23 protein-coding genes are annotated in these 25,590 nt (G+C 67.3%); 6 read left to right on the top strand and 17 right to left on the bottom strand.

Annotation, left to right across the window (positions count from 1 at the left end):
- A partial coding sequence (locus tag AC5RV2_RS04965) for a DapH/DapD/GlmU-related protein (protein WP_494091445.1) occupies positions 1 to 386 on the top strand: 386 nt, incomplete at its 5' end.
- A gap of 19 nt (positions 387 to 405) precedes the next feature.
- Positions 406 to 1,266 (top strand): hypothetical protein, encoded by an 861-nt coding sequence (locus AC5RV2_RS04960; protein WP_494091444.1) that lies wholly within the window; start codon positions 406 to 408, stop codon positions 1,264 to 1,266.
- A 14-nt stretch (positions 1,267 to 1,280) separates the two neighbouring features.
- On the opposite strand, the gene AC5RV2_RS04955 is transcribed toward AC5RV2_RS04960, so the two are convergent.
- Positions 1,281 to 1,976 (bottom strand): hypothetical protein, encoded by a 696-nt coding sequence (locus AC5RV2_RS04955; RefSeq protein WP_494091443.1) that lies wholly within the window; start codon positions 1,974 to 1,976, stop codon positions 1,281 to 1,283.
- Positions 1,977 to 2,079: 103 nt separating this feature from the next.
- Between AC5RV2_RS04955 and galE the strand changes: the two genes are divergently transcribed.
- Positions 2,080 to 3,093, top strand: coding sequence for a UDP-glucose 4-epimerase GalE (gene galE, locus AC5RV2_RS04950; RefSeq protein WP_494091442.1), 1,014 nt, complete (start codon positions 2,080 to 2,082; stop codon positions 3,091 to 3,093).
- 107 nt (positions 3,094 to 3,200) lie between these two features.
- Here galE and AC5RV2_RS04945 read toward each other — a convergent pair whose 3' ends face one another.
- From AC5RV2_RS04945 to fdxA, 3 genes are all read right to left on the bottom strand, one after another.
- Entirely contained in the window at positions 3,201 to 4,484 is a 1,284-nt protein-coding gene (locus AC5RV2_RS04945) for a citrate synthase (protein WP_494000304.1), read from the bottom strand.
- Between the two features lie 161 nt (positions 4,485 to 4,645).
- Entirely contained in the window at positions 4,646 to 5,773 is a 1,128-nt protein-coding gene (dapC, locus tag AC5RV2_RS04940; protein WP_494091441.1) for a succinyldiaminopimelate transaminase, read from the bottom strand.
- A gap of 5 nt (positions 5,774 to 5,778) precedes the next feature.
- Complete coding sequence (gene fdxA / locus AC5RV2_RS04935) at positions 5,779 to 6,102, bottom strand: ferredoxin (protein ID WP_494067346.1); 324 nt, start codon at positions 6,100 to 6,102, stop codon at positions 5,779 to 5,781.
- A gap of 91 nt (positions 6,103 to 6,193) precedes the next feature.
- On the opposite strand from fdxA, the gene AC5RV2_RS04930 reads away from it, so the two are divergent.
- On the top strand, positions 6,194 to 6,442 hold the full coding sequence (locus tag AC5RV2_RS04930; protein ID WP_494067347.1) for a putative acetyltransferase: 249 nt from the start codon (positions 6,194 to 6,196) through the stop codon (positions 6,440 to 6,442).
- Here the strand turns inward: AC5RV2_RS04930 and AC5RV2_RS04925 are convergent.
- Entirely contained in the window at positions 6,430 to 7,746 is a 1,317-nt protein-coding gene (locus AC5RV2_RS04925; protein ID WP_494091440.1) for an MFS transporter, read from the bottom strand. The genes AC5RV2_RS04930 and AC5RV2_RS04925 overlap by 13 nt on opposite strands.
- 67 nt (positions 7,747 to 7,813) lie before the next feature.
- Here AC5RV2_RS04925 and AC5RV2_RS04920 point away from each other — a divergent pair, with 67 nt between their 5' ends.
- On the top strand, positions 7,814 to 8,308 hold the full coding sequence (locus tag AC5RV2_RS04920) for an ArsR/SmtB family transcription factor (RefSeq protein ID WP_494067349.1): 495 nt from the start codon (positions 7,814 to 7,816) through the stop codon (positions 8,306 to 8,308).
- 24 nt (positions 8,309 to 8,332) lie between these two features.
- Here the strand turns inward: AC5RV2_RS04920 and AC5RV2_RS04915 are convergent, their stop codons facing one another.
- The 8 genes from AC5RV2_RS04915 to AC5RV2_RS04880 all read right to left on the bottom strand — a co-directional run bounded on the left by AC5RV2_RS04915 (position 8,333) and on the right by AC5RV2_RS04880 (position 19,018).
- Positions 8,333 to 8,824, bottom strand: a complete 492-nt coding sequence (locus AC5RV2_RS04915) for a hypothetical protein (RefSeq protein WP_494091439.1) — start codon at positions 8,822 to 8,824, stop codon at positions 8,333 to 8,335.
- Positions 8,825 to 8,834: 10 nt separating this feature from the next.
- Positions 8,835 to 10,757, bottom strand: coding sequence for a translational GTPase TypA (gene typA / locus AC5RV2_RS04910; RefSeq protein ID WP_494091438.1), 1,923 nt, complete (start codon positions 10,755 to 10,757; stop codon positions 8,835 to 8,837).
- Positions 10,758 to 10,915: 158 nt separating this feature from the next.
- A complete protein-coding gene (locus tag AC5RV2_RS04905; protein ID WP_494091437.1) occupies positions 10,916 to 12,607 on the bottom strand; it encodes a dipeptide ABC transporter ATP-binding protein in 1,692 nt (563 codons plus the stop codon).
- Positions 12,604 to 13,572: an ABC transporter permease gene (locus AC5RV2_RS04900; protein WP_494091436.1), complete on the bottom strand. Its 969-nt coding sequence runs from the start codon at positions 13,570 to 13,572 to the stop codon at positions 12,604 to 12,606. Before AC5RV2_RS04900 ends, AC5RV2_RS04905 begins: the two co-directional genes overlap by 4 nt.
- Positions 13,565 to 14,491: an ABC transporter permease gene (locus AC5RV2_RS04895; protein ID WP_494067354.1), complete on the bottom strand. Its 927-nt coding sequence runs from the start codon at positions 14,489 to 14,491 to the stop codon at positions 13,565 to 13,567. Before AC5RV2_RS04895 ends, AC5RV2_RS04900 begins: the two co-directional genes overlap by 8 nt.
- Before the next feature lie 124 nt (positions 14,492 to 14,615).
- A complete protein-coding gene (locus tag AC5RV2_RS04890; RefSeq protein ID WP_494091435.1) occupies positions 14,616 to 16,259 on the bottom strand; it encodes a peptide ABC transporter substrate-binding protein in 1,644 nt (547 codons plus the stop codon).
- A gap of 268 nt (positions 16,260 to 16,527) precedes the next feature.
- The gene (locus AC5RV2_RS04885; RefSeq protein WP_494091434.1) at positions 16,528 to 17,052 is read right to left on the bottom strand and encodes a hypothetical protein; all 525 of its coding nucleotides are present in this window, start codon (positions 17,050 to 17,052) and stop codon (positions 16,528 to 16,530) included.
- A gap of 145 nt (positions 17,053 to 17,197) precedes the next feature.
- Positions 17,198 to 19,018 (bottom strand): ABC transporter ATP-binding protein, encoded by a 1,821-nt coding sequence (locus tag AC5RV2_RS04880; RefSeq protein WP_494091433.1) that lies wholly within the window; start codon positions 19,016 to 19,018, stop codon positions 17,198 to 17,200.
- An 80-nt stretch (positions 19,019 to 19,098) separates the two neighbouring features.
- Here AC5RV2_RS04880 and AC5RV2_RS04875 point away from each other — a divergent pair, with 80 nt between their 5' ends.
- Complete coding sequence (locus AC5RV2_RS04875) at positions 19,099 to 19,722, top strand: PH domain-containing protein (RefSeq protein WP_494091432.1); 624 nt, start codon at positions 19,099 to 19,101, stop codon at positions 19,720 to 19,722.
- A gap of 40 nt (positions 19,723 to 19,762) precedes the next feature.
- Here AC5RV2_RS04875 and AC5RV2_RS04870 read toward each other — a convergent pair whose 3' ends face one another.
- The 4 genes from AC5RV2_RS04870 to AC5RV2_RS04855 all read right to left on the bottom strand — a co-directional run.
- Entirely contained in the window at positions 19,763 to 20,791 is a 1,029-nt protein-coding gene (locus AC5RV2_RS04870) for an ABC transporter permease (protein WP_494091431.1), read from the bottom strand.
- Positions 20,788 to 22,329, bottom strand: coding sequence for an ABC transporter permease (locus AC5RV2_RS04865; protein WP_494091430.1), 1,542 nt, complete (start codon positions 22,327 to 22,329; stop codon positions 20,788 to 20,790). The genes AC5RV2_RS04870 and AC5RV2_RS04865 overlap by 4 nt, the downstream gene beginning before the upstream one ends.
- Before the next feature lie 211 nt (positions 22,330 to 22,540).
- Entirely contained in the window at positions 22,541 to 24,328 is a 1,788-nt protein-coding gene (locus AC5RV2_RS04860; RefSeq protein ID WP_494091429.1) for an ABC transporter family substrate-binding protein, read from the bottom strand.
- Positions 24,329 to 24,708: 380 nt separating this feature from the next.
- Positions 24,709 to 25,590 (bottom strand): SelB domain-containing protein (locus AC5RV2_RS04855; protein ID WP_494091428.1); only part of this gene is annotated, 882 nt, incomplete at its 5' end.

Below are 25,590 nucleotides of genomic sequence, written 5' to 3'. Positions count from 1 at the left end.
AGTTCGGCATTGGCCTTCAGGTGGCGGTGCTCGCCGTGGACGGGCAGCACGTTCTTCGGGCGGACCAGGTTGTAGCAGTAGACCAGCTCTCCGGCGGGGGGAAGGAACGGATCAGCATTGGCGAGCGCGTGCTGCTGGGCGCCAACTCGGGCGTCGGCATCAGCATTGGCGACGACTGCGTGGTCGAGGCCGGCCTGTATGTCACCGCCGGGACCCGGGTCAGCCTGATCGACGTTGCCACCGGGAACCACCGCCAGGTCAAGGCCGTGGAGCTCTCCGGGCTGCCCAACCTCCTCTTCCGCCGCAACTCCACCAGCGGTGCAGTGGAAGTCCTGCCGCGCAAGGGCCAGAGCGTGGAGCTCAACGCGGTCCTGCACGCCAACTAGCAGTCCCGGACGCACCGCCATGTCCCGGCAAGCCCGTGCACGCAGGACACGCAGCCTGCTCAGCCTGATCGTCCTGCTGGCCCTGGTCGGCGGTGCCGCCTACTTCGCCGCCACCTTCATTGACCGTTCCCAGACCCTGGTCCGGGAGCGATGCACCGCCGTCGTCGGTTCGGAAACCTTCGAACTGGCACCGGACCAGGCCGCGAACGCCGCGCTCATCTCCGGCATTGCCGTCGCGCGCGGGCTGCCCGCACGCGCCGCGTCGATCGCCCTGGCGACGGCCATCCAGGAGTCGAAGCTGCGCAACATCGACTACGGTGACACGGCCGGTCCCGACTCGCGGGGGCTGTTCCAGCAGCGGCCGTCGCAGGGCTGGGGCACCGAGGAACAAGTGCAGGACCCGGTGTATGCGGCCAACAAGTTCTACGAGGTGCTCGAAGAGGTCCCGGGCTACGAGTCCATGCCGGTGACCGACGCGGCCCAGACCGTCCAGCGCAGCGCCTACCCGCTGGCCTACGCGGACCATGAGGCCGAAGCCAAGGCCTTCGCCTCGGCGCTGACCGGCCACTCGCCCGCCGCCCTGAACTGCGTGCTCAAGGACGCCGAGGCAGCCGGGGACCCCGCTGCCGTCCTGGCGCAACTGGAGGCCGTGCATCCCGGCCTGGACATGGCCGTCGCCGGCCGCGAGGTCCGGGTGGCGGCAGCCGATGAGCGGGGCTGGGCGGTGGCACAGTGGGCGGTGGCTTCTGCCAAACGGCTCGACCTTGAGTCGGTGGCCCACGCGGGCCTGAGCTGGCAGCGTGACGACGGCGGCTGGGTCGGCGCCGATACCGACACCGGCTACGTCGTGATCACGGTGGCGCGGGGCCCGGCCGCCTGAGCCGCCCGGCGCAGCTAGACGATGAGTTCGACGATCGGCTGAAGGTAACTGCGGAAGGCGCTTTCGTCGTCCAGCAGTGTCTGGCACAGCAGCACCCGGTCCGGCTCCACAAACCAGGCACGCGGCTCGCACAGCGGCAGCTCGATGAGCTTCAGCTCGAAGGTCCGCGCGGCGCGTCCGAGCTCCATTTCCCGGTCCTGGACCAGTTCGCGGATTAACCCGTTCGTGCCCTTGGCCTCGCGCTCCTGTGCCAACTTCCCGTACTCGGCCATCCGGGCACGCGCCCAGCTCATCCCGGCGCCGAAGTGGGCCTGCAGGAGCCGCTGCAGCGCGGGGCTGCCGGCGAAGGCGGGAAAGGACGGCGGGGCCAGTTTCGCGGCGTTGCCCGGGCGGTCACGGACCAGGTCCTCCCACCACTTCTCCCATTCGTCCCGCAGCGCTGCCGGGCCGCCGACATGCGCGGTCAGCTGTGTGGGATCGGCGGTGCGGACCGTCGGCAACACCGGCGAGACCGCGGGCCAACCGGCTCCGGCCAGGCCGGCGACGTCGCGAAGGTAGAGTGCCAGCAGCATATGTCCCGAGGTGTCTGCGGTGATCCGCCACCCCGGCCCACCCATCTCGTGCATGCTGTCCGCGTCCTTTCGCTCGGACCGACGACGCAGCTCGTCTGCAGTGGCCCCGCTGCGGGTGCCGCCCGCGGGGATTCCCACTGCCGCCTGTAGCTCAACTCTAGACCTTGCTGTCCAGCCCTGTACCTACCCCGCTGCGGGCCGTGGCGGGGTGATCGGGGGGCGAGCTACTAAGCTGGTGGGCATGAGAATTCTGGTCACCGGAGGAACCGGCTTCATCGGCTCGCACACCACGCTCGCCCTGCTGGAGGCGGGGCATGACGTGGTGGTGCTCGACAACCTGGCCAATTCCAGCGAGGAGTCGCTGCGCCGGGTTCAGGAGCTGGCCGGCCGGCAGGCACGGTTCCACCGGGCCGACCTGCTCGACGAGGCCGCGCTCAACCGGGTGCTGGAGACCGAGCCCGTGGACGCCGTGATCCACTTCGCCGGTCTGAAGGCCGTCGGCGAGTCCGTTGAGAAACCTCTGCACTACTACCACAACAACGTGGGCGGCACGCTGAACCTGCTCCGCGCGATGGACGTCCACAACGTCCGCACGATCGTGTTCAGTTCCTCGGCCACGGTGTACGGCGCCACCGAGGAGGTGCCGCTGACCGAGAAGCTTCCGTTGGACGCCATCAATCCGTACGGCCGGACCAAGGAACAGATCGAGGACATCCTGTCCGACCTGGGCGACTCCGACCCGCGCTGGCACGTGGCCCTGTTGCGCTACTTCAACCCCGTGGGCGCGCACGAGAGCGGGCGGATCGGCGAAGACCCTACGGGTGTGCCCAACAATCTGCTGCCGTTCGTGGCGCAGGTGGCCGTGGGCCGCCGGGACAAGGTCCGGGTCTTCGGCAGCGACTACCCGACGCCGGACGGCACCGGCGTGCGCGACTACATCCATGTCATGGACTTGGCCGCCGGACACCTGGCGGCCCTGGACTTCATCGCCGGCCGGCCCGGAGTGCGCCGATGGAACCTGGGCACCGGCAAGGGCTCGTCCGTGCTGGAGGTCCTCGCCGCGTTCGGCAAGGCCGCGGGATTCGACATCCCCTACGAGCTGACCGACCGGCGCCCCGGAGACGCCGCCATCAGCTATGCCGACCCTTCGGCCGCGCTGGCCGAGCTCGGCTGGTCGGCCGTCAAGAACCTCGAGCAGATGTGCGAAGACCACTGGCGCTGGCAGAAGAACAACCCGAACGGCTACGCCGGCTGACCAAATGCTGCAGGCGGCAGGCGCCGATGAACTCCGGCTGCAGCAAAACGAATGGCCCCCGGATTGCTCCGGGGGCCATCGGCGTCAAGGCGTGCTCCGCCGTCGTACTAGCGGGCCGGGTACTCGCGCTCCTGCGCGCCCGTGTACAGCTGCCGCGGGCGGCCAATCTTGGTCTGCGGGTCCTTGATCATTTCCCGCCACTGGGCGATCCAGCCGGGCAGGCGCCCGATGGCGAACAGCACGGTGAACATCTTCTCCGGGAAGCCCATGGCCTTGTAGATCAGGCCGGTGTAGAAGTCCACGTTCGGGTACAGCTTGCGCTCGATGAAGTAGTCATCCGCCAGCGCCTTCTCTTCCAGGCGCATGGCGATATCCAGCAGCTCGTCGTTGCCGCCGAGCTTGCCCAGGATCTCGTGCGCGGTGGCCTTGACCAGGCGGGCGCGCGGATCGTAGTTCTTGTAGACGCGGTGCCCGAAGCCCATCAGGCGCACGCCTTCTTCCTTGTTCTTGACCTTCTCCATGAACTGCTCCGGCTCCTGGCCGCTGGCCTGGATCTGGCGGAGCATGTTCAGCACCGCCTCGTTGGCGCCGCCGTGGAGCGGGCCGAACAGGGCGTTAATGCCGGCGGAGACGGACGCGAACATGTTGGCATTGGAGCTGCCCACCAGGCGCACGGTGGACGTGGAGCAGTTCTGCTCGTGGTCGGCGTGCAGGATGAGCAGCAAATCCAGCGCCTTGACCACCGTCGGGTCCAGTTCATAGGGCTCGGCGGGCAGGCCGAAGCTCAGGCGCAGGAAGTTCTCCACCAGGTTCATGGAGTTGTCCGGGTAGAGCAGCGCCTGGCCGATCGACTTCTTGTGCGCGTAGGCGGCGATCACCGGCAGCTTCGCCATCAGGCGGATGGTGGACAGCTCCACCTGCTTGTCGTCGAACGGATCCAGCGAGTCCTGGTAGAAGGTGGACAGCGCGCTGACCGCCGAGGACAGCACCGGCATCGGGTGCGCGTCGCGCGGGAACCCGCCGAAGAAGCCCTTGAGCTCTTCGTGCAGCAGCGTGTGGCGGCGGATCTTGTGGTCGAATTCCTCCAACTCCGTGGGGGTGGGCAGTTCGCCGTAGATCAGCAGGTAGGACACTTCGAGGAAACTCGAGTGCTCGGCCAACTGCTCGATCGGATACCCGCGGTAGCGGAGCACCCCGGCGTCGCCGTCGATGTAGGTGATGGCGGAGGTGGTCGCCGCAGTGTTCATGAACCCCGGGTCGAAGGTGACCGCGCCGGTCTGCTTCAGCAGTTTGGATACGTCGTAGCCGTCGTTGCCTTCGGCGGCCTTGAGCCGTGGGAGTTCGAGTTCGCCGCCATCGAAGTGCAGCTTGGCACCGGTCTGCTCAGTCATTGAGTCCCCTTCAGGAGGTTTAGAAGCTTACGGCACGCCGGGCGCTTGTGGCACTGAGCATGCACATACTCGGGTAAAACGCTACCCGTAGAGTGACGGATATATCTAATCCGCGACATATATTTTTGTTCATATCCACAGTCGGGCGCGGCCGGGCCGGGTCAGGAAAGCCGTTCGACGGCGGCGTCGATCCGTTCGTCGCTGCCGGTCAGCGCCACCCGGACATGGCCGTTGCCGGCCTCGCCGTAGAACACGCCGGGTCCGGTGACGACGCCCAGCTCGGCCAGACGGCCCACGGTGGTCCACGTATCTTCCCCCGCGCTCCCCCACAGGTACAGGCCGGCCTCGGAGTGGCGGATCTGCACGCCGAAATTCTCCAGCGCCGGCAAGAGCCGCTCGCGCCGGCTCCGGTACAGGTCCTTCTGCTCCTGGACGTGCGCGTCGTCGCGCAGGGCGGCGCGCATCGCGGCCTGGACCGGGAACGGCACGATCATGCCGGCGTGCTTGCGGCTGTTGATGATGTTCGGCATCAGCGCCGGGTCGCCGGCCAGGAACGCGGCACGGTACCCGGCCAGGTTTGACTGCTTGCTGAGCGAGTAGGCGCACAGCAGGCCCTCGTGCGAGCCCTGCGCGACGTACGGGTCCAGCACGCTCGGCACGGCCTGCCCGCCGCGGGCGGTGTCCCAGGCGCCCCAGCCCAGCTCCGCGTAGCATTCGTCGGAGGCGACCACGGCACCCAGGCCGCGGGCGTCCTCCACCAGGGTGCGCAGCTCTGCCCGGTCCCGGACAATGCCGGTGGGGTTGCCCGGCGAGTTGACCCACACCAGCTTGACCCGGCTCCTGGTCTGCGGATCCAGGTCCGCCAGGTTGTCCGCCGCCACCGGGGTCGCGCCGGCGAGGATGGCCCCGATGTCGTAGGTCGGATACGCCACGACGGGGCGCACCACCACGTCGCCCGCCCCGAGTCCCAGCAAGGTGGGCAGCCAGGCGACCAGTTCCTTGGAGCCGACGGTGGGCATGACCGCTTCCGGGTCCATGCCGGGAACGTTGCGGCGGCGGCCGAACCACTCCACGATCGCTTCCCGCAGCTCGGCGGTGCCGTGGGTCGTGGGGTAGCCCGGGGCATCGGCGGCCGCGGCCAGGGCCTCCCGGACGACGGCCGGAGTGGAGTCAACCGGCGTGCCGATGGACAGGTTCACCGCGCCGCCCGGGTGCGCGGCCGCTTTTTGCGCGTAGGGCGCCATGGCGTCCCACGGGTATTCCGGCAGCTGCAGGCCGAAGGGACTCATCGAGTTCAGTCTTGGTTCTGCGGCGGCAGCGCGGCGATCAGCGGGTGGTCCTTGTGCGTGTTGCCCAGCTTGGCGGCACCGCCCGGGGAACCCAGATCGTCGAAGAACTCCACGTTGGCCTTGTAGTAGTCGGCCCACTCCTCGGGGGTGTCATCCTCGTAGTAGATGGCTTCGACCGGGCAGACCGGCTCGCAGGCGCCGCAATCGACGCATTCATCCGGGTGGATGTACAGGGCCCGTTCGCCTTCGTAGATACAGTCCACCGGGCATTCTTCGATACATGCCTTGTCTTTTACATCCACGCACGGCTGTGCGATTACGTACGTCACGTCCGTCAGCACCTTTCTGAACAGTTCCCACCAGCGTATCCGTTCGGACCATTATCTCCCCAGCCGGGCACGGCCCGCCTAAGATGGTCACGTGATACCCGCTACCCCCGCCGCGTTTCTGGCCGCAGCAGCACCGGGAACGCGCGTGGTGGTCCGATACCGGATCGAGGGCGGCTTCACCGACGTGCTCGGCGAACTGCGCGCCGTCGACGCCGAAAGCTGCACGGTGGTCACCAGGCGCGGCGACGTCGTCGTCTCCCTGTCGGCCGTGGCCGCGGCCAAGCAGGTGCCGCCCGCCCCGCCGCGGCGCCGCCCGCGGGCCGGCGGTCAGCCCTCGTAACTGTCCGGCAGTTTCCGCAGGGCCCACAGGGGCGAGAACAGCACCGGCGCCGCGGCAAGCGCGGACCCGGCCGCACCGATCCACAGGGTGGGCACCAACCCGATGGTTCCGCCGAGCAGGCCCGCCAGCAGTCCGGAGAGAGGCAACACGCCGTACACCACGAAGCGGATCGAGGCGTTCATCCTCCCGAGCAGCCGCGGCGGACAGACCCGCTGGCGCATCGTCACCTGCATCACGTTGTAGACCAGGGAGCAGAAGGAGACGCCGGCCTCGCCCACGATCAGCAGGAGCAGTGCCGAAGCGGTGTCCGGCATCAGCACCGACAACGGCATCGCCGCCAAAAAGACCGCCGACGCGACACTCGCCAGCGGTATCAGCGCCCCCTCGCCGGTCAGCTTCGCCAGCCGGGGCGCCGCCACCGCTCCCAGCAGCCCACCGGCCGCGGCGACCGAGTAGATCAGCCCCAGCGCGGCCGGGCCCAGACCCAGTTCGCGCAGCACCAGGATGGGAAACAGCGTAAAGGCCAAGCCGGCGAAGAAATTGGTCAGGCCCGTGCACGCGGCTATCCGGCTGATCAGCGGGTGCCGCACCACGAAGCCGAGCCCCTCCTTGATTTCCACCGCGAGCGGCCGCCGGCCGTGCCGCGGAGCAGGCACTTCCCGGTCCGACGTGCGGGCCAGGAACAGGGCCGAGAACAGGTAGCCGAGCGTATCGGCCAGGAACAGCAGCGGAGCCGCCATTACCTGCAGCAGGCCGCCGCCCGCGGCGGGTCCGCCCATCCTCGCCAGCTGAGCGGTACTCTCCAGCTTGGAGTTCGCCGACGACACCTGGTCGCTGCGCACCAGGACCGGGATGTAGCTCTGGTAGGCCACATCAAAGAACACCGTTGCGCAGCCGAGCACGGCCGCCACCGCGTACAGGTGCCACATCTGCAGCACGCCCGCCCACCACAGCAGCGGCACGGACAGCATCGCGGCGGCACGGACCAGGTCGGCCGTGATCATGACCCGCCGCTTGAGCCAGCGGTCCACCCAGGCGCCCGCCGGCAACCCGATCAGCAGAAAGGCGGCGGTGGCGCTGGCAGTGAGGACACCCACCTGGAATTCGGTGGCCCCGAGCACGGCCACGGCGAGCACCGGGACGGCCAGCTGGCCGACCTGGGCCCCGACCTGGCTGAGCGTCTGGGCCGACCAGAAGGTACGGAAGTTCCGGTCCCGCCATAACGACGGCGGTGCGCCGCCCGGGTGGGTGGCGCCGGCCGCCGGAGCTGTTCCGGAGGCCCCTGGCGCGGGTGGCTGGGTCACAGGTCACAGTCTCGGTCAGCGATTGGGGAAAGTCAATCATTAGGCGCCGGTGTCGTATGCTGGAGACATGCCTACGGATCAGGACCTGCAAGCCACCGGGCGGGCGCTCAGCTCCCCGGTACGGCTGCGTATACTCCGGCTCTGCCTCCACCGGTCGCGGACCAACAAGGAGATCGCGGAACTGCTCGGCCTGAATCCGGCCACCTCGCTGCACCATGTGCGCACGCTGCTCAACACCGGCTTCCTGGAGGCCGAGGAACCGCGGAAGGGCAACCGGGGCGCCAAGGAGGTCCCCTACCGTGCCACCCGGATGTCGTGGGGCGCGAAGATGCCGGACGCGGCACCGGTGCTGGTGGAGACCTTCCTGCAGGAAATCGACGGCCTGGCCCCTGACCAGATCGAAACCACGCGGATGGGCATCAAGCTCAACGACGCGCATCGCGAGGAGATGCTGGCGAAGATCCGCGCAATCTTCGAGGAATACGCGATGCTGCCCGCCGACGAAGACGGGACCGCTACCTCAATTTTCATGGCCCACCATCTGGACCAGACGGCGAACTGACGCCCGGCGCGCGGGCGACGCGGATCAGGCCCCGGCCCGCCGCGGCCTGAGCGCCCAGGCGCAGGCCAGCAGCGCCACGATGGTGGCGAAAACCAGCCCGATCATCCAGATCCGGCCGGCCACGGCGATCGGCAATTCCACCGCTGCGGTGGTCCCCGTGACGATCAGCGGCTCGCCACCGGGAGCCATCGCCATCAGCCCGACGAGGACGTAGGAGAGGACGCCCGTCAGGCCGGCCATCAGGACGTTGTGCGTCTTGAGTCCGGCCCAGACCATCACCGCCAGGGCGAACAGCAGGGCCGCCGCGGCGCCCCACGGGTACCCGGACTCGCCGGCATAGAGAATCTGGGAGTGAAGGGCCGTTCCGGCGACCGCCGTCACCACCGCGCCGAAGACGGCCGTGCCCCACCCCTGAAGGGCGGGACGCCGCCGTCGTGCGGGGCGCAATTCGGGCTGCCCGGAAAAAGCGGAAGGCAACCCGCCGTGGTCTCCGGCGGGTTGCCTCTGCTCTGTCATACGGTCCAGTTTATGCCCTGGCGCGCGCCCGGGCGGCCTTGAGCCGCTCGTTGGCGTCCAGCACCAGCTTGCGGATGCGGATCGCTTCCGGGGTGACCTCCACGCACTCGTCCTCGCGGGCGAATTCGAGGGACTCTTCCAGGGTCAGGTTCCGCGGCGGGGTGAGGTTCTCGAAGCTGTCGGAGGAAGCGGCACGCATGTTGGTGAGCTTCTTTTCCTTGGTGATGTTCACGTCCATGTCGTCCGCCCGCGAGTTCTCGCCGACGATCATGCCTTCGTAGACCTCGGAGGTGGGCTGGACGAAGAAGGAGCCGCGTTCCTGCAGGTTGATCATCGCGAACGGCGTGACCACTCCGGCCCGGTCGGCCACCATCGAACCGTTGGTGCGGTACTCGATCGGCCCGGCCCACGGCTCGTAGCCCTCGGAGATGGACGCGGCGATGCCGGCGCCCCGGGTTTCGGTCATGAAGCGGGTGCGGAAGCCGATCAGGCCGCGGGCCGGAACGATGAACTCCATCCGGACCCAGCCGGTGCCGTGGTTGGCCATGTTGACCATCCGGCCCTTGCGGGCGGCCAAAAGCTGGGTGACGGCGCCGAGGTACTCTTCGGGCACGTCGATGGTCATGTGCTCCATCGGCTCGTGCACCTTGCCGTCGATGGTCTTGGTGACCACCTGGGGCTTGCCCACGGTCAGCTCGAAACCTTCGCGGCGCATCTGCTCCACGAGGATGGCCAGCGCCAGCTCGCCGCGGCCCTGGACCTCCCAGGCGTCCGGACGCTCGGTCGGCAGCACCTTCAGCGAGACGTTGCCCACCAGTTCCTTGTCCAGCCGGTCCTTGACCTGGCGGGCCGTCACCTTGGCGCCCTTGACCCTGCCGGCCAGCGGCGAGGTGTTGATGCCGATGGTCATCGAGATGGCCGGATCGTCCACCTTGATCAGCGGCAGCGGCTGCGGGTTCTCGGCGTCGGTCAGGGTCTCGCCGATGGTGATGTCCTCGATGCCGGCGACGGCGACAATCTCGCCCGGGCCGGCCGACTCGGCCGGAACACGGGTCAGCCCCTTGGTGGCCAGCAGCTCGGAGATCCGGACGTTCTTCAACTGGCCGTCCTGGCGGGCCCAGGCCACGGTCTGCCCCTTCTGCAGGGTGCCGTTGTAGATGCGCAGCAGCGCCAGGCGGCCCAGGAACGGGGAGGCGTCGAGGTTGGTCACGTGGGCCTGCAGCACGCCGTCGGGATCGTAGGACGGGGCCGGCACGTGCTCCATGATGGTGGCGAACAGCGGCTCCAGGTCCTCGTCTTCCGGCAGGGCGCCGTCGGCGGGCTGGGTCAGCGAGGCGCGGCCGGCCTTGCCGGAGGCATAGACAACGGGAACGTTGAGGACGGCATCCAGGTCCAGGTCGGGGACTTCGTCGGCAAGGTCGGAGGCCAGGCCCAGCAGCAGGTCCATCGCCTCGGCGACGACGGCGTCGATGCGTGCGTCCGGACGGTCGGTCTTGTTGACCACCAGGATGACGGGGAGCTTGGCGGCCAGCGCCTTGCGCAGCACAAAACGGGTCTGCGGCAGCGGGCCCTCGGACGCGTCGACCAGCAGGACCACGCCGTCCACCATGGACAGGCCGCGCTCCACCTCGCCGCCGAAGTCGGCGTGCCCGGGAGTGTCGATCACGCTGATGGTGATGGTCTCGCGCTGGGCAGACGGGCCGGAGTAGAACACGGTGGTGTTCTTGGCCAGGATGGTAATGCCCTTTTCACGTTCCAGTTCCCCGGAGTCCATGACGCGCTCTTCGGTCTCGCCGTGGCTGGAGAAGGCACCGGTGTGCTTCAGCATGGCGTCCACGAGGGTGGTCTTCCCGTGGTCGACGTGGGCTACGATCGCGACGTTGCGAAGGTCGCTGCGGACGGCGCTCTGCGTCGATGCGGTGGTTTCAGACATGCGGGATTACTCTTCCGTGGATTACATGGAACCTGGGCCTAATATCGGACAGCCAGCGCCGTGCCCGGATGCGGGTAGGCACTCCATTGTAATCCGCAACGCCACTCATGGCCTAACGGGGGCCCGGACCCGGGCCGGCAACGGGGCCGGAATCCGTGTCAGGCCACCTCCGGCGGCAACTCCAGGGTCGCGCCGGGAATGGCCGCCAGCAGCTCCTGCGTGTACCGCTGCTGCGGGGAGTCGAAGACGCCGTCCGTGGTGCCGGCCTCCACCACCCTGCCCTTTTCCATCACGGTGACATGGTCGGCGATCTGCCGGACCACGGCCAGGTCGTGCGTGATGAACAGGTAGCTCAGCCCCAGGTCCTGCTGCAGGCCCGCCAGGAGGTCCAGGATCTGGGCCTGGACCAGCACGTCCAGCGCGGACACGGCCTCGTCGCAGATCACGACCTCGGGATCCAGGGCCAGCGCACGGGCGATGGCGACCCGCTGGCGCTGGCCCCCGGAGAGCTCGTTCGGGAACCGGCGCATGGCCGACGCCGGAAGCGCCACCTGGTCCAGCAGCTGCCGGACCTTTGCCTCGCGGCTGGAGCGGTCGCCGATGTTGTGCACCCGCAGCGGCTCCTCGATGGTGCGGAAGATGTTGTACATGGGGTCCAGCGATCCGTACGGATCCTGGAAGATCGGCTGGACCCGCCGGCGGAAGGCCAGCAGGGCCTTGGCGTTAAGGCCGGTCATGTCCACGCCGTCGAAGACAATGCGGCCGCTGGTCGGCGACTCGAGGTTCAGGACCATCTTTGCCACCGTGGACTTGCCGGATCCCGACTCCCCCACCAACGCCATCGTGGTTCCGCGCTTGATAGCGAAGGACACGTTGTCCACGGCGGTGAAGTCGGTGGACTTCCCAAACCCGCTGCGCAGTTTGAAGACCTTGGTCAGGTCCTTGACCTCAATGACGTTGTCCGCGGCTTGGGCCTCCTGGCCGACCGGGGCCAGCAGTTCCGTGGTTTCGATGCCGGAGGCCTTCGCCGACTGGATCCGCCGCGAGGCCAGGGAGGGCGCGGACTCGACCAGCCGCCGTGTGTAGGGGTGGCGCGGGTTCTGCAGTATCTGCAGGGCGGGACCCGATTCCACCACCCGGCCCTTATACATGACCACCACCTTGCGGGCACGTTCGGCGGCCAGGCCGAGGTCATGCGTGATCAGCAGGACGGCGGTGCCGAGGTCCCGGGTCATCGATTCCAAGTGGTCCAGGATCTGGCGCTGCACCGTCACGTCGAGGGCCGAGGTGGGCTCGTCGGCTATCAGCAGCCGGGGCCGGCACGACAGGCCGATGGCGATCAGGGCGCGCTGGCGCATGCCGCCGGAAAACTCGTGCGGGAACTGCCGGGATCGGCTGGCGGCATCGGGCAAGCCCGCCTCGGCCAGCACTTTGGCCACCGCGGCGTTATCGGACCGGAGCCCATTGGCGCGCAGCGTTTCCCTGACCTGGAAGCCGATCTTCCACACCGGGTTGAGGTTGGACATGGGGTCCTGGGGCACCATGCCGATCGAATTGCCGCGCAGTTCCACGATCCGCTGGCTGCTGGCGCCGGCCAGGTCCTCCCCGGCGAAGACGATCTGCCCTCCGGAGACCCGGCCGTTCTCCGGGAGCAGCCCGATGGCCGCCAGCGCGGTGGTCGACTTCCCCGAGCCTGATTCGCCCACGATCGCCACGGTCTCCCCCGGCATGACCGTCAGGTGGGCGTCTTTGACCGCCTCCACGTCACCGGTGGACGTTCGGAACGTAATCGCCAGGTCTTTGATCTGCAGCAGGGGCGCGGCACCCTCGACTTCGCGGATGTGCGTCATCGCTTCCTCGCCTTCGGGTCAAGGGCGTCGCGGAGGGCGTCGCCGAGCATGATGAAGCTCAGCACGGTGACGGAGAGCGCCAGTGCCGGCCAGAGCAGGCTGGCCGGGTTCGAGCGCAGCGACACCTGGGCCGTGGAGATGTCATTGCCCCAGGACATCACGTCCGGCGGCAGCCCGATGCCCAAAAAGGACAGGGTGGCCTCGGCGACGATGAAGATGCCCAGGTTCACCGTCACCACCACGATGACGGGCGCCAGCGAGTTGGGAATGACGTGCTTGACCAGGGCGGCAAGCCTGGAGACGCCCAGCGACCGGGCCGCCGTGACGAAGTCGGCGTTCCGCACCGAAATGACAGCGCCCCGGGTGATGCGTGCCACCTGCGGCCAGCCGAAGACCACCAGCGTGATGACCACCGTCCAGACGTTGCGGTTGGCCCGGAACAACGGCAGCTGCATGATGATGATGGCGCCCAGGATCAGCGGCAGCGCGAAGAAGACGTCGCCGATCCGGGCGATCACCGAGTCCAGCCAGCCGCCGTAGAACCCGGCAATGGCGCCGAGCGTCCCGCCGATCAGCAGAGCGCCGAGCGTGGCGAAGATACCCACCGTCAGCGACGCCTGGGTCCCGTAGATGATGCGCGAATAGACGTCGCAGCCCTGCTTGGTGAACCCCAGCGGGTGTCCGGGCGCCGGTCCGCCGTCGGAATTGGCCAGCAGGCAATTCTGCGCCGGCGGCGTCTGGGTGAAGATCCACGGGAAGAGCGCCACGACAATGACCAGCACCAGCAGCAGCACCGAGATGATGAAAAGCGGCTGTCTCCGCAGGTTCCGCCAGGCTTCGGCCCACAGGCTCAGCGGCTGGACATCCTCGTCGACCTTGTCGGTGGCCAGCAGCGGCGTTTCGTCCAGGGGCGCCACGAAATGCTCGATGGCCTGGTTGTCGCGTTCCAGCGGTTCTCTAGGCATAACGGATCCTCGGGTCGAGCCAGGCATAGAGCACGTCCACCAGCAGGTTGGCCAGAATGTAGACGAGCACGAGCACGCTGACGATGGACACGATGGTGGGGCCCTCGCCCCGCAGCACCGACTGGTACAGGCGCTGGCCGACGCCGGGGACGTTGAAGATGCCCTCGGTCACGATCGCCCCGCCCATCAGGGCCCCGAGATCGGCGCCCAGGAACGTCACGACCGGGATCATCGAGTTCCGCAGGATATGTACGACGACGACGCGCGGCCGGGACAAGCCCTTGGCCATCGCGGTGCGCACGTAGTCGGCGTTCATGTTCTCGATGATGGAGGTTCGGGTCAGGCGCAGCACGTAGGCCAGCGACACAAGGCCCAGCACGACGGCGGGGAGTATCAGGTCGGACCAGCCCGCCTGGGCGCCGACCGTGGGTCTGGCCCAGCCGAGCTTGACGCCGACGACGAACTGCAGGACGAAACCGAGGACGAAAATCGGGATCGCGATGACGATCAGCGAGGCGACCAGCACGGTGCCGTCGAACATCCGGCCCTTCCGCAGCCCGGCGATCAATCCGAAGAGGATGCCGAAGACGGCTTCGAAGATCAGCGCGAGGATGGCGAGCCTGACCGTGACCGGGAAGATCTGGGCCAGCACCTCGGCGACGGGCCTGCCGGAGAAGTCGTTGCCGAGATTGAAGGTGACGAGGTTTTTCAGATAGAGGACGTACTGAATGAGGAACGGCTGGTCCAGGTTGTACTGCGCCCGGAGCTGGGCGGCCACCGCGGGGTTGACCGTGCGGTCGCCGAACAGGGCCTGGATGGGATCGCCCGGCAGCGAAAAAACGAGGAAATAGACCAGGAACGTGGCGCCGAAGAACACCGGGATCATCTGCAGGAAGCGCCGGAAGATGTACCAGAGCACTAGCTTCCTCCTTGCGCCCTGCGTGCCGCCAAGTGATGGATCATCAACCCTGCCTCTCGGTGGGATCGGGAGTTGGGGCGCGCTGCGGGGCCCGGCCGCGGCCAGGCCCCGCAGCGCCTCGGGGTCACTTGCCGGTGATCTGGTGGTAAATCGGCACCCCGTTCCAGGCGGTGTCCACGTTCTCGACGACGGAACTCCAGCCGACCTGCCGGACCTGGTACCACAACGGGACGACGGGCAGGTCCTGCATCAGGATCTCCTGCGCCTCGTTGAAGATCTGGTTGCCCTCTTCCGGTGTGGCCGCCCCCAGCCCGTCGCGCAGCTTCTGGTCGAACTCCTTGTTCGAGTAGTCGCCGTCGTTGGATCCCGCCCCGGTGCCGTACAGCGGGCCGAGGAAGTTGTACAGCGACGGGTAGTCGGCCTGCCAGCCGGCACGCGAGGCGCCGGTCATCTCCTTCGCCGTGACCTTGGTCCTCAGCTCGGGGAAGGTGGCGTACGACTCGAACTGGGCGTCGATGCCGAGCACGTTCTTCAGGCCGTTAGCGACTGCTTCGATCCATTCCTTGTGGCCGCCGTCGGCGTTGGAAGCGATGGTGAACGTCTTGTCGCCCCACGGTTGGATCTTGTCGGCTTCCGCCCACAGCCGCTTGGCCTCCTCCTCGTTGTACTGCAGCACTTCGTTGCCCGGGATGCTGTCGCTGTAGCCGGTGAGCACGGGGGCGGTGAACTCGGTGGCCGGCTGCCGGCCGCCCTGGAAGATCACCTCGGTGATCTCGTCCCGGTTGATCGCCATGGAGATGGCCTGGCGCCGCAGCTGGCCGGCCTCGCCGGTCCATTCGTCCAGGTACTGCGGAATGACCATGGTCTGGTTGCCGGCATAGGGCTTTTCCAGCCAGCGGCCCTCGCCGAGGTCGGTCTTGAAGTTTGCCAGCGCGCTCGGCGGGACGGTGTCGAGCACGTCCAGGTTGTCCGAGAGCAAGTCCTGGTAGGCCGCCTCAAAGGACGAATAGAACTTGAACGTGATCCCGGCGTTCTGCGGGGTCCGGGTGCCCTGGTAGTCCGGGTTCGGCACCAGTTCGATCTGCACGTCGTGCTGCCACGCGCCGTCGCCGCCCAGCATGTAGGGTCCGTTCCCGACCGGGTTCTCCCCGAAGGCCTCCATGTCCTCGAAGGCCACGGGCGGCAGCGGCACAAAGGCCGTGTAGCCCAGGCGCAACGGCCAGTCGGATTCGGGCTGTCTCAACGCCACGGTGAAGGTCGTGTCATCGACGACCTTGAGCCCGGACATCTCCTTCGTGGTCGCGCCCTCGGAGCTTACCTCGTCGTATCCTTCGATGCTTTCGAAGAAATAGGCACTGAGCTGGGCGTTCTCGACGGCGGCACCGTAGTTCCAGGCGTCCACGAAGGAGCTGGAGGTGACCGGGTCGCCGTTGGTGAACGTCTGGTCCGGCTTGAGGGTGATCGTGTAATTCTGCGCGTCCTCGGTCTCGATGGATTCCGCCACCTCGTTGACCGGCTTGCCCTCGGGATCGTAGCTGATCAGGCCCTCGAAGATGAGGTCAACCACGCGGCCGCCGCCGACCTCGTTGGTGTTGGTGGGGACCAGCGGGTTCTGCGGCTCCGTGCTGTTGGCCGTGATCACCGCCTCGGCATTGCCGCCGCCGGCCTCCGTGCCGCCGCCGCCTCCACCGCCGCCCCCACAGGCCGTGACCGCGAGCACTGCCGCGGCTGCCAGTCCAACCAGTCGGGATGTTCGAGCGAAACGCATGCCGCCTCCTCAGGTACCGTGCTCCATCCGGCGGCTTGTGACGCCGGACCGGTCCGCGCCGGCATGGATCGCAGCCGCGCAGGCTCAGGTGGCACCAGCATAGGCGCCAACTGTAACGCTGATAACAGGCCTTGCTTCCAATTGGGTTGCGATTTGGTGAAAAGGGGTGCTAACGCGGCCTCTGACCAGGTTTCCGGGCCGGTGTGCCGGGGACCGACACGGCCACGAACCTTACCGGGGCGACGGCGACGGACCGGTCGCGGTCCCCTCAGGACAGCTCGGCGAGCTTCGCTTTCCAGTAGGCACGCCAGTGGTCAAGCTGCTCGGTCGACTCGAGCCGTTCATGCTGCACGCCAACCGAGGACTTGCCCGAGGGCTTCTCGTAGATATGGACGCTGACCCGGGAGCCGTCGGCCAAGCCGCAGCGCCAGTACCGCCACTTGGCGGTGTCGCTCAACTCGGGTCCGCGGGTGACCGCGATGCCCGAGAATTCCTCTGCCGCGCCCACCACGGCCACCCACTTGTTGCGCGCCTCATCCATGCTTCCGGTGACGGTCCTGCTCACCGAGGTTTGGAACTCCCCGTCGCAGTCCTGGCCGGGCTGGCGGCGGCCGATCTGCTGTTCGTAGGCGACGGTAGCCGTCTGCGCCCACCAGCCGTCCGCGAGCCCCGACTCGTGCAAGGCAGCGGCGATGTCCTTGTGGCTGAGTTCCTTGGCGCCGATTCCGGCCAAGTACTCCTCCACCTCGGCCCAGCTGACGCCGATGCCCTTTTCGATCGCCTCGATATTCATGCTGCGTACCACTAACACTCCTGGATTGCGCGATGGCCGGCGGCGCCGTCGTGGCAGCGCACCGGCCAGGGGCGGCTGAGCCCCCGCCGCCATTTCATCATGGGCGGGGGCCCGGCACTATGGATGGCGGGCTTTGCGGGTCTGGTCAGTCGCCGGCGGCCAGCAACTGGGCGCGCAGCTCGCGGCGCTCGCGCTGCTTTTCCGGATCGGGCAACGGCACTGCCGCCAGCAGCCGCTGGGTGTACAGTTCCTGCGGGTTGCGCAGGATCTCGTCGCGGGTGCCCTGCTCAACGATCCGGCCGTGGCGCATCACGCAAATGCGGTCCGCGAGCACGTCGATGACAGCCAGGTCGTGGGTGACGAACAGGCAGGCGAAGCCCAGTTCCTGCTGCAGGTTCTGGAACAAATCCAGCACCGTCGCCTGGACCGACACGTCCAGCGCGGAGGTGGGTTCGTCCGCCACCATCAGCTTCGGCTCCAGCGACAGTGCCCGGGCGATGCCCACGCGCTGCTTCTGGCCACCGGAGAGTTCGTGCGGGTAGCGGTTGCGGTACGCGCGCGGCAGCTCCACCTGGTCCAGCAGCGCCTCGATCTTCCGCTGCAGGGCGGCGCCCTTGGCGACACCGGCGAGGTACATCGGTTCGCCAATGCTCTCGCCGATCGGCAGCCGGGGATTCAGCGAGGACGACGGGTCCTGGAACACCATGCCCACGTGGCGGCGCAGCGCGTGCAGCTGCCTGGACCGGGCGCCGGCGATGTCGTGGCCCACCACCCGCAGGGAGCCCTCCGCGACGGGCAGCAGTCCGACGGCGGCGCGGCCGATCGTGGTCTTGCCCGATCCGGATTCCCCGACCAGCCCGACCACCTGTCCGGGGTAGATGGACAAGTTGGCCCCCTCCACGGCGCGGAAGGCGGGCACCCGCCCCTGTTTGGGGTATTCGATGGCCACATTGGTCAGCTGAAGCACGGGGTCGCCCTTGGCCGATTCATGGCGTGACTGCGCCAGGGCTTCGGCGTTTTCGCGTTCGCGCCGCTGCAACTCGGTCTCGTCGATGCTCAGCGAGACCCCGGTGGCGGCGGCCAGCGCCGCCGTGAGGTCGACTTCCGTTCCGTCCTCGGGGCGCCCGCCCAGGTGCGGCACGGCGGCCAGCAAGGCCTGCGTGTATTCGTGCCGGGGGTTGTTGAAGATTTCCATCGCGGTGCCGGCCTCCACGATGCGCCCGCGGCGCATCACGGCGATCTTGTCGGCCAGGTCGGCGACCACGCCCATGTCATGGGTGATCAGCACGATGGCGCTGTCCAGTTTGTTGCGCAGGTTGCGCATCAGGTCCAGGATTTCGGCCTGGACGGTGACGTCCAGCGCGGTGGTGGGCTCGTCGGCGATCAGCAGTTTGGGGTCGCAGGAGAGCGACTGGGCGATCATGGCGCGCTGGCGCTGGCCGCCGGAAAGCTGGTGCGGGTAGGACCGGAAGGCCTTTTCCGGGTCGGGCAGCTCGACGAGCTCCAGCAGCCGCAGTGCCCGCTTCTTCGCCTCGCCGGGCGAGATGGCATAGTGCAGCCGCAGCGTCTCCACGATCTGGAACCCGATGGTGTACACCGGGTTCATCGCCGTCATGGGTTCCTGGAAGATCACGGCGACGTCCTTGCCGCGCACCTGCCGGAGCTTGGCGCTGCTAAGGCCCAGGATCTCCCGGCCGTTGAGCTTGACGCTTCCGGTGGCACGGCTGTTGCCCGGGAGCAGGCCCAACAACGCCATCGAGCTGGCGCTCTTGCCCGAACCGGATTCGCCCACGATCGCCAGGACCTCGCCGGCCTTGACATCGTAGGTGAGGCCGATCGCGGCCGGCACCCACTCCTTGTCCACGCCGAAGTCCACGCTGAGGTTGGTGACCTCCAGGACGGGTGGTGTTCCGCCGGCCGTCTCCAGTTTTCCTGCCGGCAGCGTCGGATCGATGATTTCAGTCATAGCTGGTCTTTCCCTTCCAACTTGTCGCAGTTGGTTGTGGCTAGTGGAGAACCGGCACCCGGTCCTGAAACTATGGGGGCATGACAACGTCTGCTGCCGCCGGCACCACGGTCTTCCGTCCGCGCTCCGCGACCTGGTTCACGGGAATCGTCTGGGCGATCGTGGCGGTCAGCCTGGCGTCCTCGGTCCTCACGCACGGCCCGGGCAGCCTGCTCGTCTCCTGGCCGCTGCTCGCTATTGCCTATCTGACCTGGTGGCTGGCCTGGTATCCCGCCGTCGTTATTGGCGACGACGGCGTGGTGCTGCGCAACCCGGTGCGGACAACCTCCGTGCCCTGGGGAGCACTGGCCACGGTGGATACCAAGTATGCGCTGACGCTGATCACCCCGCGCGCAAAGTACACTTCGTGGGCCGCACCGGCTCCCGGCATGTTCGGCGTCCACCGCGCCCGCGCCGATCACGTCCAGGGGCTTCCCGAGACCACCTACGGGCCGGCGCAGTCGATCCGCCCCGGCGATCTCGCGAACACCGATTCCGGGGCAGCCGCGTACTACGTCCGCAAACGCTGGGCGGAGCTGCTGGCTGCGGGCAGCATCAGCATCGGAGATGCCGACAACGTCCCGGTGGGACGGACACCGAACTGGGCGGTCCTCGCCGTCGGGACGGCGCTCGCGGTGCTCAGCGTCGTGACGCTGGCCCGCTGAGCCGGGCCTCGGGGGGCCGGGCAGGCGACGGGTGCCCATCCTAGACACCCGTCGTCGCGGTGGTTCCGGTCTCGGGGTGCGCGGAAACCGCTGCCGCCTTCGCCCGCTTGGAATTGAACTTCTTCTGCCGCGGGTCGAACGCGTCGCGCAGTCCGTCGCCGATGAAGTTGATGCACAGGCAGATGGCCACAATGAACATGCCCGGCCACCAGAACAGCCAGGGACGGGTCTGGAACGCTTCCTGGTTCTGGCTGATCAGCAGGCCCAGCGAGACGTCCGGTGCCTTCACGCCCAGGCCCAGGTAGGACAGGCTGGTCTCCAGCAGGATCGCGGCCGACATGCTCAGGGTCACCGAGACGATGATGACGCCCACGGCGTTCGGCAGGATGTGCTTGAAGATGATCCGGGCGCTGGACGCGCCGGCGATCCGTGCGGCGTCGACGAATTCGCGCTCGCGCAGGGACAGGAATTCCGCCCGGACCAGTCGCGCCAGACCGGTCCAGATCACGCAGCCAACGAACAGTCCCAGGAAATACGGCTGGATGCCGGGCCCGACGGCCCGCCCCGCGACCTGGCCGAGCACCGCGGCGATGATGATCAGCGGGATGACGATGACGACGTCGGTCAGCCGCATCAGCACTGCTTCGACCCAGCCGCGGAAGTAGCCGGCGAGTGCGCCGATGACCACCCCGATGGCGCCGCCGACCAGGCCGATGATGAACATCACCGCCACGGAGATCTGTATGCCGCGCATGGTCTGGGCGAACGTATCGCGGCCCAGGCGGTCCTGGCCGAATGGATGTTCGCCCAGGTTGAACGGGAACAGCTGCAGGGTGGGCGCTCCGGAGTTCACCATGTCGTTGACGCCGTTGTGCGTGTACTTCCACCAGCCCGGCAGGCCGAACATCCCGCTGGACGAATACGCGACCAGCAGGATCAGCCCAAAGACCACCAGGCTGATGACGGCTGCCGTATTGCCGATGAAGCGTCTGCGGACGATCTGGCCCTGGCTGAGGCCGGCCTTGTTCTCGTTGGTGGCTGCGACCGGTTTCGTTGCCGTGGTGCTCATGCCTTTACCCTCACTCGCGGATCAAGCGCGGAGTAGACAAGGTCCGCGACAAGGTTGAAGACCAGTGCCAGGATGCCGGTGATGAGGAAGACACCCATCACCGGATTGGGGTCGACCCTTTGCAGTGCCTGGATGAACAGCTGCCCCATGCCGGCGAACGCGAACACCTGCTCGGTGATCACCGCGCCGCCGATCAGTCCGCCAATGTCGAAGGCGACGATCGTGGCGATCGGAATCAGTGCGTTGCGGAACGCGTGGCGCATGACCACGGTGCGCTCCCCCAGGCCCTTGGCCCGGGCGGTGCGGATGTAGTCCATGTTCATGATCTCCAACATCGAGGACCGCGAGTAGCGGCTGTAGGACGCCAGGGAAATCAGCAGCAGCGCGATGGTGGGCAGCAGCAGGTGGGTGAATGTGTCGAGGCCGTGGACCCAGTAGTCGCCCTTCAGGTTCGGCGTTTCCGAGCCGATGGTGGCGATGGGACGCTGGTTGACACGCCCGTTGGTGAAGTAGGTGGGCCATGCCTGCATGAAGCGGTCGAGCGCGATGAGGCATCCGACCAGGAAGGAGGTTATCGCAGCAGCATTCATGCTCTGGCGGCGGTCATAGCCGCCCATCAACCAGCCGACCCCGAGTCCGACCAGGACGGCGGCAAGGGCCAGCAGGAAGATCATCAGCCCGGTGGCTTGGGCCAGGAGCGGCTGGATCGGGAAGTAGATGATCACGCCGACGCCGACGCTGATGAGCGCCGAGTAGAGCGCCTTGCGGTTCTTCAGGCCCGCGGCCAGCAGGGTGATGCCGAAGGCGATGCCGACGCCGCTGATGGCGATAACGACCAGGCCGAGCCCGGGAGTCTTGAACCACTGGGTGACGGACAGACCCCAGAACACTGCGGCAGCCAGCAGGAAACCGATTCCGGCGGCGCCCAGTTTCCGTTTGTAGCTGCCGTTGGCGCAGACGAACCACACGGCCGCGCTGACCAACCCGATGATGAGGATGGATTGCAGGGGTATGTCGGGGTCTCGCAGGAAGTTATTGAATCCGATGGCACCGAATTCTTTCAGCAGGACGGCTACCCAGAAAACGGGAAGTGAAAAGAAGAGGAACGCCATGAAGGTGATGCCGTAATCCAGGGCGCTGTACTGCCGCAGTGCCGAAACAATACCCAGGGAAACACCGATGATGATGGCGAGGACTGTCGCCGCCGTGACCAGCAGAATGGTCATGCCCATGGCCCGGCCCAGTTCGACGGTGACCGGCTGGCCGTTGACGGCATAGCCCAGGTCGCACTGCGCCACGAACGGGACGACGCACTTGGCGGCGCCCGCCAGCCAGCCGAAGTACCGGATGGGCGCCGGCGTTCCCAGGTCGAGCAGCGCGATGCGCTGCTGCATGAGCTGCTCCTTGTTCGCGGCATTGCTCTCCCGGAGGTCGTGCAGGGGATCACCCGACAGCGCCGTCAACTGATAGACCAGGAAAGAGGCACCTAGGAGAATGAGCACGGCGGTGAATAACCGCCGCACAATGTAGGTCACCATAGCGTTTTTAACCTCGTTGGTATGTGTTTGCGGATCTTGTGGATCCGGCATTTTCACAGTGAGTGTAATGCAGGTTACACACGAGCGGAATTTGGGAAATCCCAATCACTTATGCGGGAAAATCCGGTGGTAAATGCCGCAAGGCGCCGGGACCGTGGTACTCAAGGTCCCGACGCCTTGCATGCTTTCTGCCGAGGAACAGGCGGGGCGGTTACTTAACCTTCCACTCCCAGAAGTTCCACCAGACGCCGGTCTGGTTCGGCATGTACTTCACGCCGTCGATCCGGTCGCTGTTGTAGGCATCGATGCCGACCGGCTGGAACAGCGGCAGGCCGTAGAACGAATCCCAGACGATCTTGTCGATCTGCTTGATGAGTTCGTCCTGCTTCTCCGGCTCCGTGGTGACGATCAGCTCGTCCATCAGGGCGTCGGCTTCCTTGCTCGAGAAACCGTTGTAGTTGGAGTCGGCCTTGGTGCGGAAGATCTGCGGCACGCCGCTGACGCCCACGCCCGGGGAGATCCAGCCGAAGATGGTGGCATCGTAGGTGCCGCCGCCCAGGGCCGCGCCCCAGTCGGAGCCGCCCAGGCCGCCGTCGACGATCTTGAAGCCGGCCTTGGAGGCGGATTCCTCGATCAGCGTGAAGGCGTCCACGCGGTTGGGGTTGTCCTTGTTGTACATGATCCGGACCTCGGGGGTGGCGCCGGCCAGCAGCTCCTTGGCACCCTCGATGTCGGCTTCCTGGTAGTTCTCGGAGCCGTTGTTGGCGGCGGAGTCCTCGTAGGCGGCCTGCGCCGGCACGAAGAACTGGGAATCCAGCGGCGTGGCCTCCGGATCCAGCGGAGCCATCAGGCGGTCGACGATGGCCTTGCGCGGCACGGCCTTCATGAACGCCTCGCGGACGTTGGCTTCCTCGAAGACGCCCGAGAAGTTCAGGTCGATGTGGTCGTAGGAGAGCTGCTCGCCGCGGTTGACGGTCACGCCCTCCAGGCCTTCGAGCAGTTCCACGGTGTCAGCGGACGCCTGCGGGGCGATGATGTCGACTTCGCCGTTCTTCAGCGCCTGGACCTGGTCCGGAGCGGCGCCGATGTAGCGGATGGTGATTTCCTCCACGTTCGGCATCGGTCCGAATTCGTAGGCCTCGTTGCGGACCAGGGTCATGGACTGATCAGGAGTGATGCTGTCCACGATGAACGGGCCGGTGGAGAGGTAAAGGCTGGCGTCCGACGGGAGGGTCTTGCTGTCGAAACCGGTGTTCCAGAAATCGGCGACGGCCTTCAGCTCTTCGTTCTCGGCCGGCTTGTCCGGGTTACCCTTGGGGCTCTCGCTGATCAGGTCGACCAGAGCCTGCTCGTCTGCCAGTCCGGCCTTCTCGGCCACCACGTGGGCCGGGCTGTCCAGGACTCCGTAGGAGATCTCCCAGTCGGCGAACGGCTTGGAGTACTTCAGCGTGATGGAGCGGCCGTCGTCGCTGATCTCGGGCTTGTCGGTCAGGCCCAGGCCCGAGGTGTCGCCGGCGTAGGAGAAGTAGGCAGTGCCCTTGTCGACTTCACCCTCGTCGTTGTAGGTGGCGTCGTCGAAATGGCCGGAGTAGACGGCCCAGGCGAGCAGCAGGTCGCCGGCATCGACCGGGTTGCCGTCCGACCAGGCGACGCCCTCGTTGACCGTGTACTTGATGGTCAGCGGGTCTTCGCTAACCTTCTCGTAGGTGCCGAACTCTTCGTTCTTGACCACGTTGAGTTCGTTGTCGATGTAGTTGAAGTCCGCGTGGGTCAGGTACGAGATCTTCGAGTTGATATCGACGTTGCCGACGGCGGTGTCCGAGTTAAAGGAGCTGAAGGCGTTCACTTCAGCGACGCTGATGGAACCACCGGCTCCAGCCGCGGTGGAATCGCCTGTGCCCTCGGGGGAATTTCCGCCACCCGAAGTCGCGCAGGCGCTCAGGGCCAGGGCTGCAACAGCCGCGACCCCGATAGCTTTGGAAGTACGTCCGAAACGCATTCCGCCTCCTTGTTTCTGTCTTTGGAAGGTCCCCTGCAGTGCTGCAGGGGACGGACATAGACCGCGTCGCCTGAAGTTCAACGAGCTTCCCGCCGAACGTGGCATGTCTCACACGCAATAGAGCGTAAACCGGAACCCCTCGGCTTGGGTATAAAAACTTCGCTTCATATCCGGTTGTTACCGAGATGCAACCTTAAAGCCACGGGCCGCCACCGGGCGAAAACTTCGGCCCCAGGCCGGGAGCCATGGCCGGATGCCCGGAAAGACGGGGATCCCGGCCTGTTGGAGGGCTCGGGACACCGCCGGAAACGGTTGCCTCAGACAAGCTTCAGTTATCGACCGCTAACCGATTTGTGTCCCCGCCGCCGGCCCTCGCGACCTCAACCCGTCGGTTGGGCCCGCCGCACGAGGGTCCGGTGGCCGGAGTCGAGCCGCCTGGTCCAGCCGCGTGCGTCGAGGTGTTCGAGCAGCGGGATGGCCACCCGCCTGGTCGTGCCCAGCGCGCGGCGTGCCTCACTGGCCGTGAAGGGCTGGGGCAGGCGGGCCAATTCGCGCATCGCCAGGGCGGGCGCCTGCGGAAGCAGCACAACCCCGCCGGCAAACCGGAGCAGGCGCCCGCTGCGTTCCGCGGCGGCGAGTTCGCGGTTGCCGAGCCCCAGGGCCCTCAGGTCGTGGGCTTCCGGGGCGGCGAAGGGTTCGGACCCGAGGCGGCGCTCCAGCGTGCTGACCGCGTCCTCGGCGGCACCGAGATCGCCGTGTTGGCCCTGCAGCCGGACGTATCCGCCGACCAGTTCCAGCCCCGCCTCCCGGACGGCCGCCTCGAGCACCGCGTTCCCTGCCGGTTCGAGCAGCTCAACGGCGGCCCCGCGGGACAGGCCGGCCGCCAGCGGGTCACGCTCCCCCAGTTCCAGCACTGCGTCCCGAAGCCGCCGCCGCCAGGCGTCGAAGACGGGTGCGTGCACCCACCACTCGCCGAACGCCCGGACGTCGTCGGGAACCCTGCAGGGCGCCGTGACACCCATCCGGCGGAGGTGTTCACTCCGGACAGCCCCCCGGCGCACCACCTCGATGAGCGCGTCGCCCCGGGGAGGCATCCCCGCGAGGCTTTCGGCACGCCTGGCGCCGTCCCCGCGGCGGTCGAGCGCCGGCGGGTCGACGTCGAGGACCTGGACGCCGGCCAGCACCGAGCGGCTGCCTTCGGCCCGCAGCACCAGGCGGTCCCCGACCGCGAGCGGGAGCCGCCGCTCGAGGGTCAGTCGGGC

The sequence above is a fragment of the Arthrobacter sp. Y3225116 genome (genome assembly GCF_059091245.1).
Note: the sequence above shows the minus strand (reverse complement) of the source record. Positions and strands in the feature narration are given on the sequence as shown.

Bases quoted from the DNA above. Each gene is read 5' to 3' on its own strand.
- AC5RV2_RS04960 (WP_494091444.1), top strand. From the start codon at position 406: ATGTCCCGGCAAGCCCGTGCACGCAGGACACGCAGCCTGCTCAGCCTG.
- galE (WP_494091442.1), top strand. From the start codon at position 2,080: ATGAGAATTCTGGTCACCGGAGGAACCGGCTTCATCGGCTCGCACACC.
- AC5RV2_RS04945 (WP_494000304.1), bottom strand. From the start codon at position 4,484: ATGACTGAGCAGACCGGTGCCAAGCTGCACTTCGATGGCGGCGAACTC.
- dapC (WP_494091441.1), bottom strand. From the start codon at position 5,773: ATGAGTCCCTTCGGCCTGCAGCTGCCGGAATACCCGTGGGACGCCATG.
- AC5RV2_RS04920 (WP_494067349.1), top strand. From the start codon at position 7,814: ATGCCTACGGATCAGGACCTGCAAGCCACCGGGCGGGCGCTCAGCTCC.
- AC5RV2_RS04915 (WP_494091439.1), bottom strand. From the start codon at position 8,824: ATGACAGAGCAGAGGCAACCCGCCGGAGACCACGGCGGGTTGCCTTCC.
- typA (WP_494091438.1), bottom strand. From the start codon at position 10,757: ATGTCTGAAACCACCGCATCGACGCAGAGCGCCGTCCGCAGCGACCTT.
- AC5RV2_RS04905 (WP_494091437.1), bottom strand. From the start codon at position 12,607: ATGACGCACATCCGCGAAGTCGAGGGTGCCGCGCCCCTGCTGCAGATC.
- AC5RV2_RS04900 (WP_494091436.1), bottom strand. From the start codon at position 13,572: ATGCCTAGAGAACCGCTGGAACGCGACAACCAGGCCATCGAGCATTTC.
- AC5RV2_RS04890 (WP_494091435.1), bottom strand. From the start codon at position 16,259: ATGCGTTTCGCTCGAACATCCCGACTGGTTGGACTGGCAGCCGCGGCA.
- AC5RV2_RS04885 (WP_494091434.1), bottom strand. From the start codon at position 17,052: ATGAATATCGAGGCGATCGAAAAGGGCATCGGCGTCAGCTGGGCCGAG.
- AC5RV2_RS04880 (WP_494091433.1), bottom strand. From the start codon at position 19,018: ATGACTGAAATCATCGATCCGACGCTGCCGGCAGGAAAACTGGAGACG.
- AC5RV2_RS04875 (WP_494091432.1), top strand. From the start codon at position 19,099: ATGACAACGTCTGCTGCCGCCGGCACCACGGTCTTCCGTCCGCGCTCC.
- AC5RV2_RS04870 (WP_494091431.1), bottom strand. From the start codon at position 20,791: ATGAGCACCACGGCAACGAAACCGGTCGCAGCCACCAACGAGAACAAG.
- AC5RV2_RS04865 (WP_494091430.1), bottom strand. From the start codon at position 22,329: ATGGTGACCTACATTGTGCGGCGGTTATTCACCGCCGTGCTCATTCTC.
- AC5RV2_RS04860 (WP_494091429.1), bottom strand. From the start codon at position 24,328: ATGCGTTTCGGACGTACTTCCAAAGCTATCGGGGTCGCGGCTGTTGCA.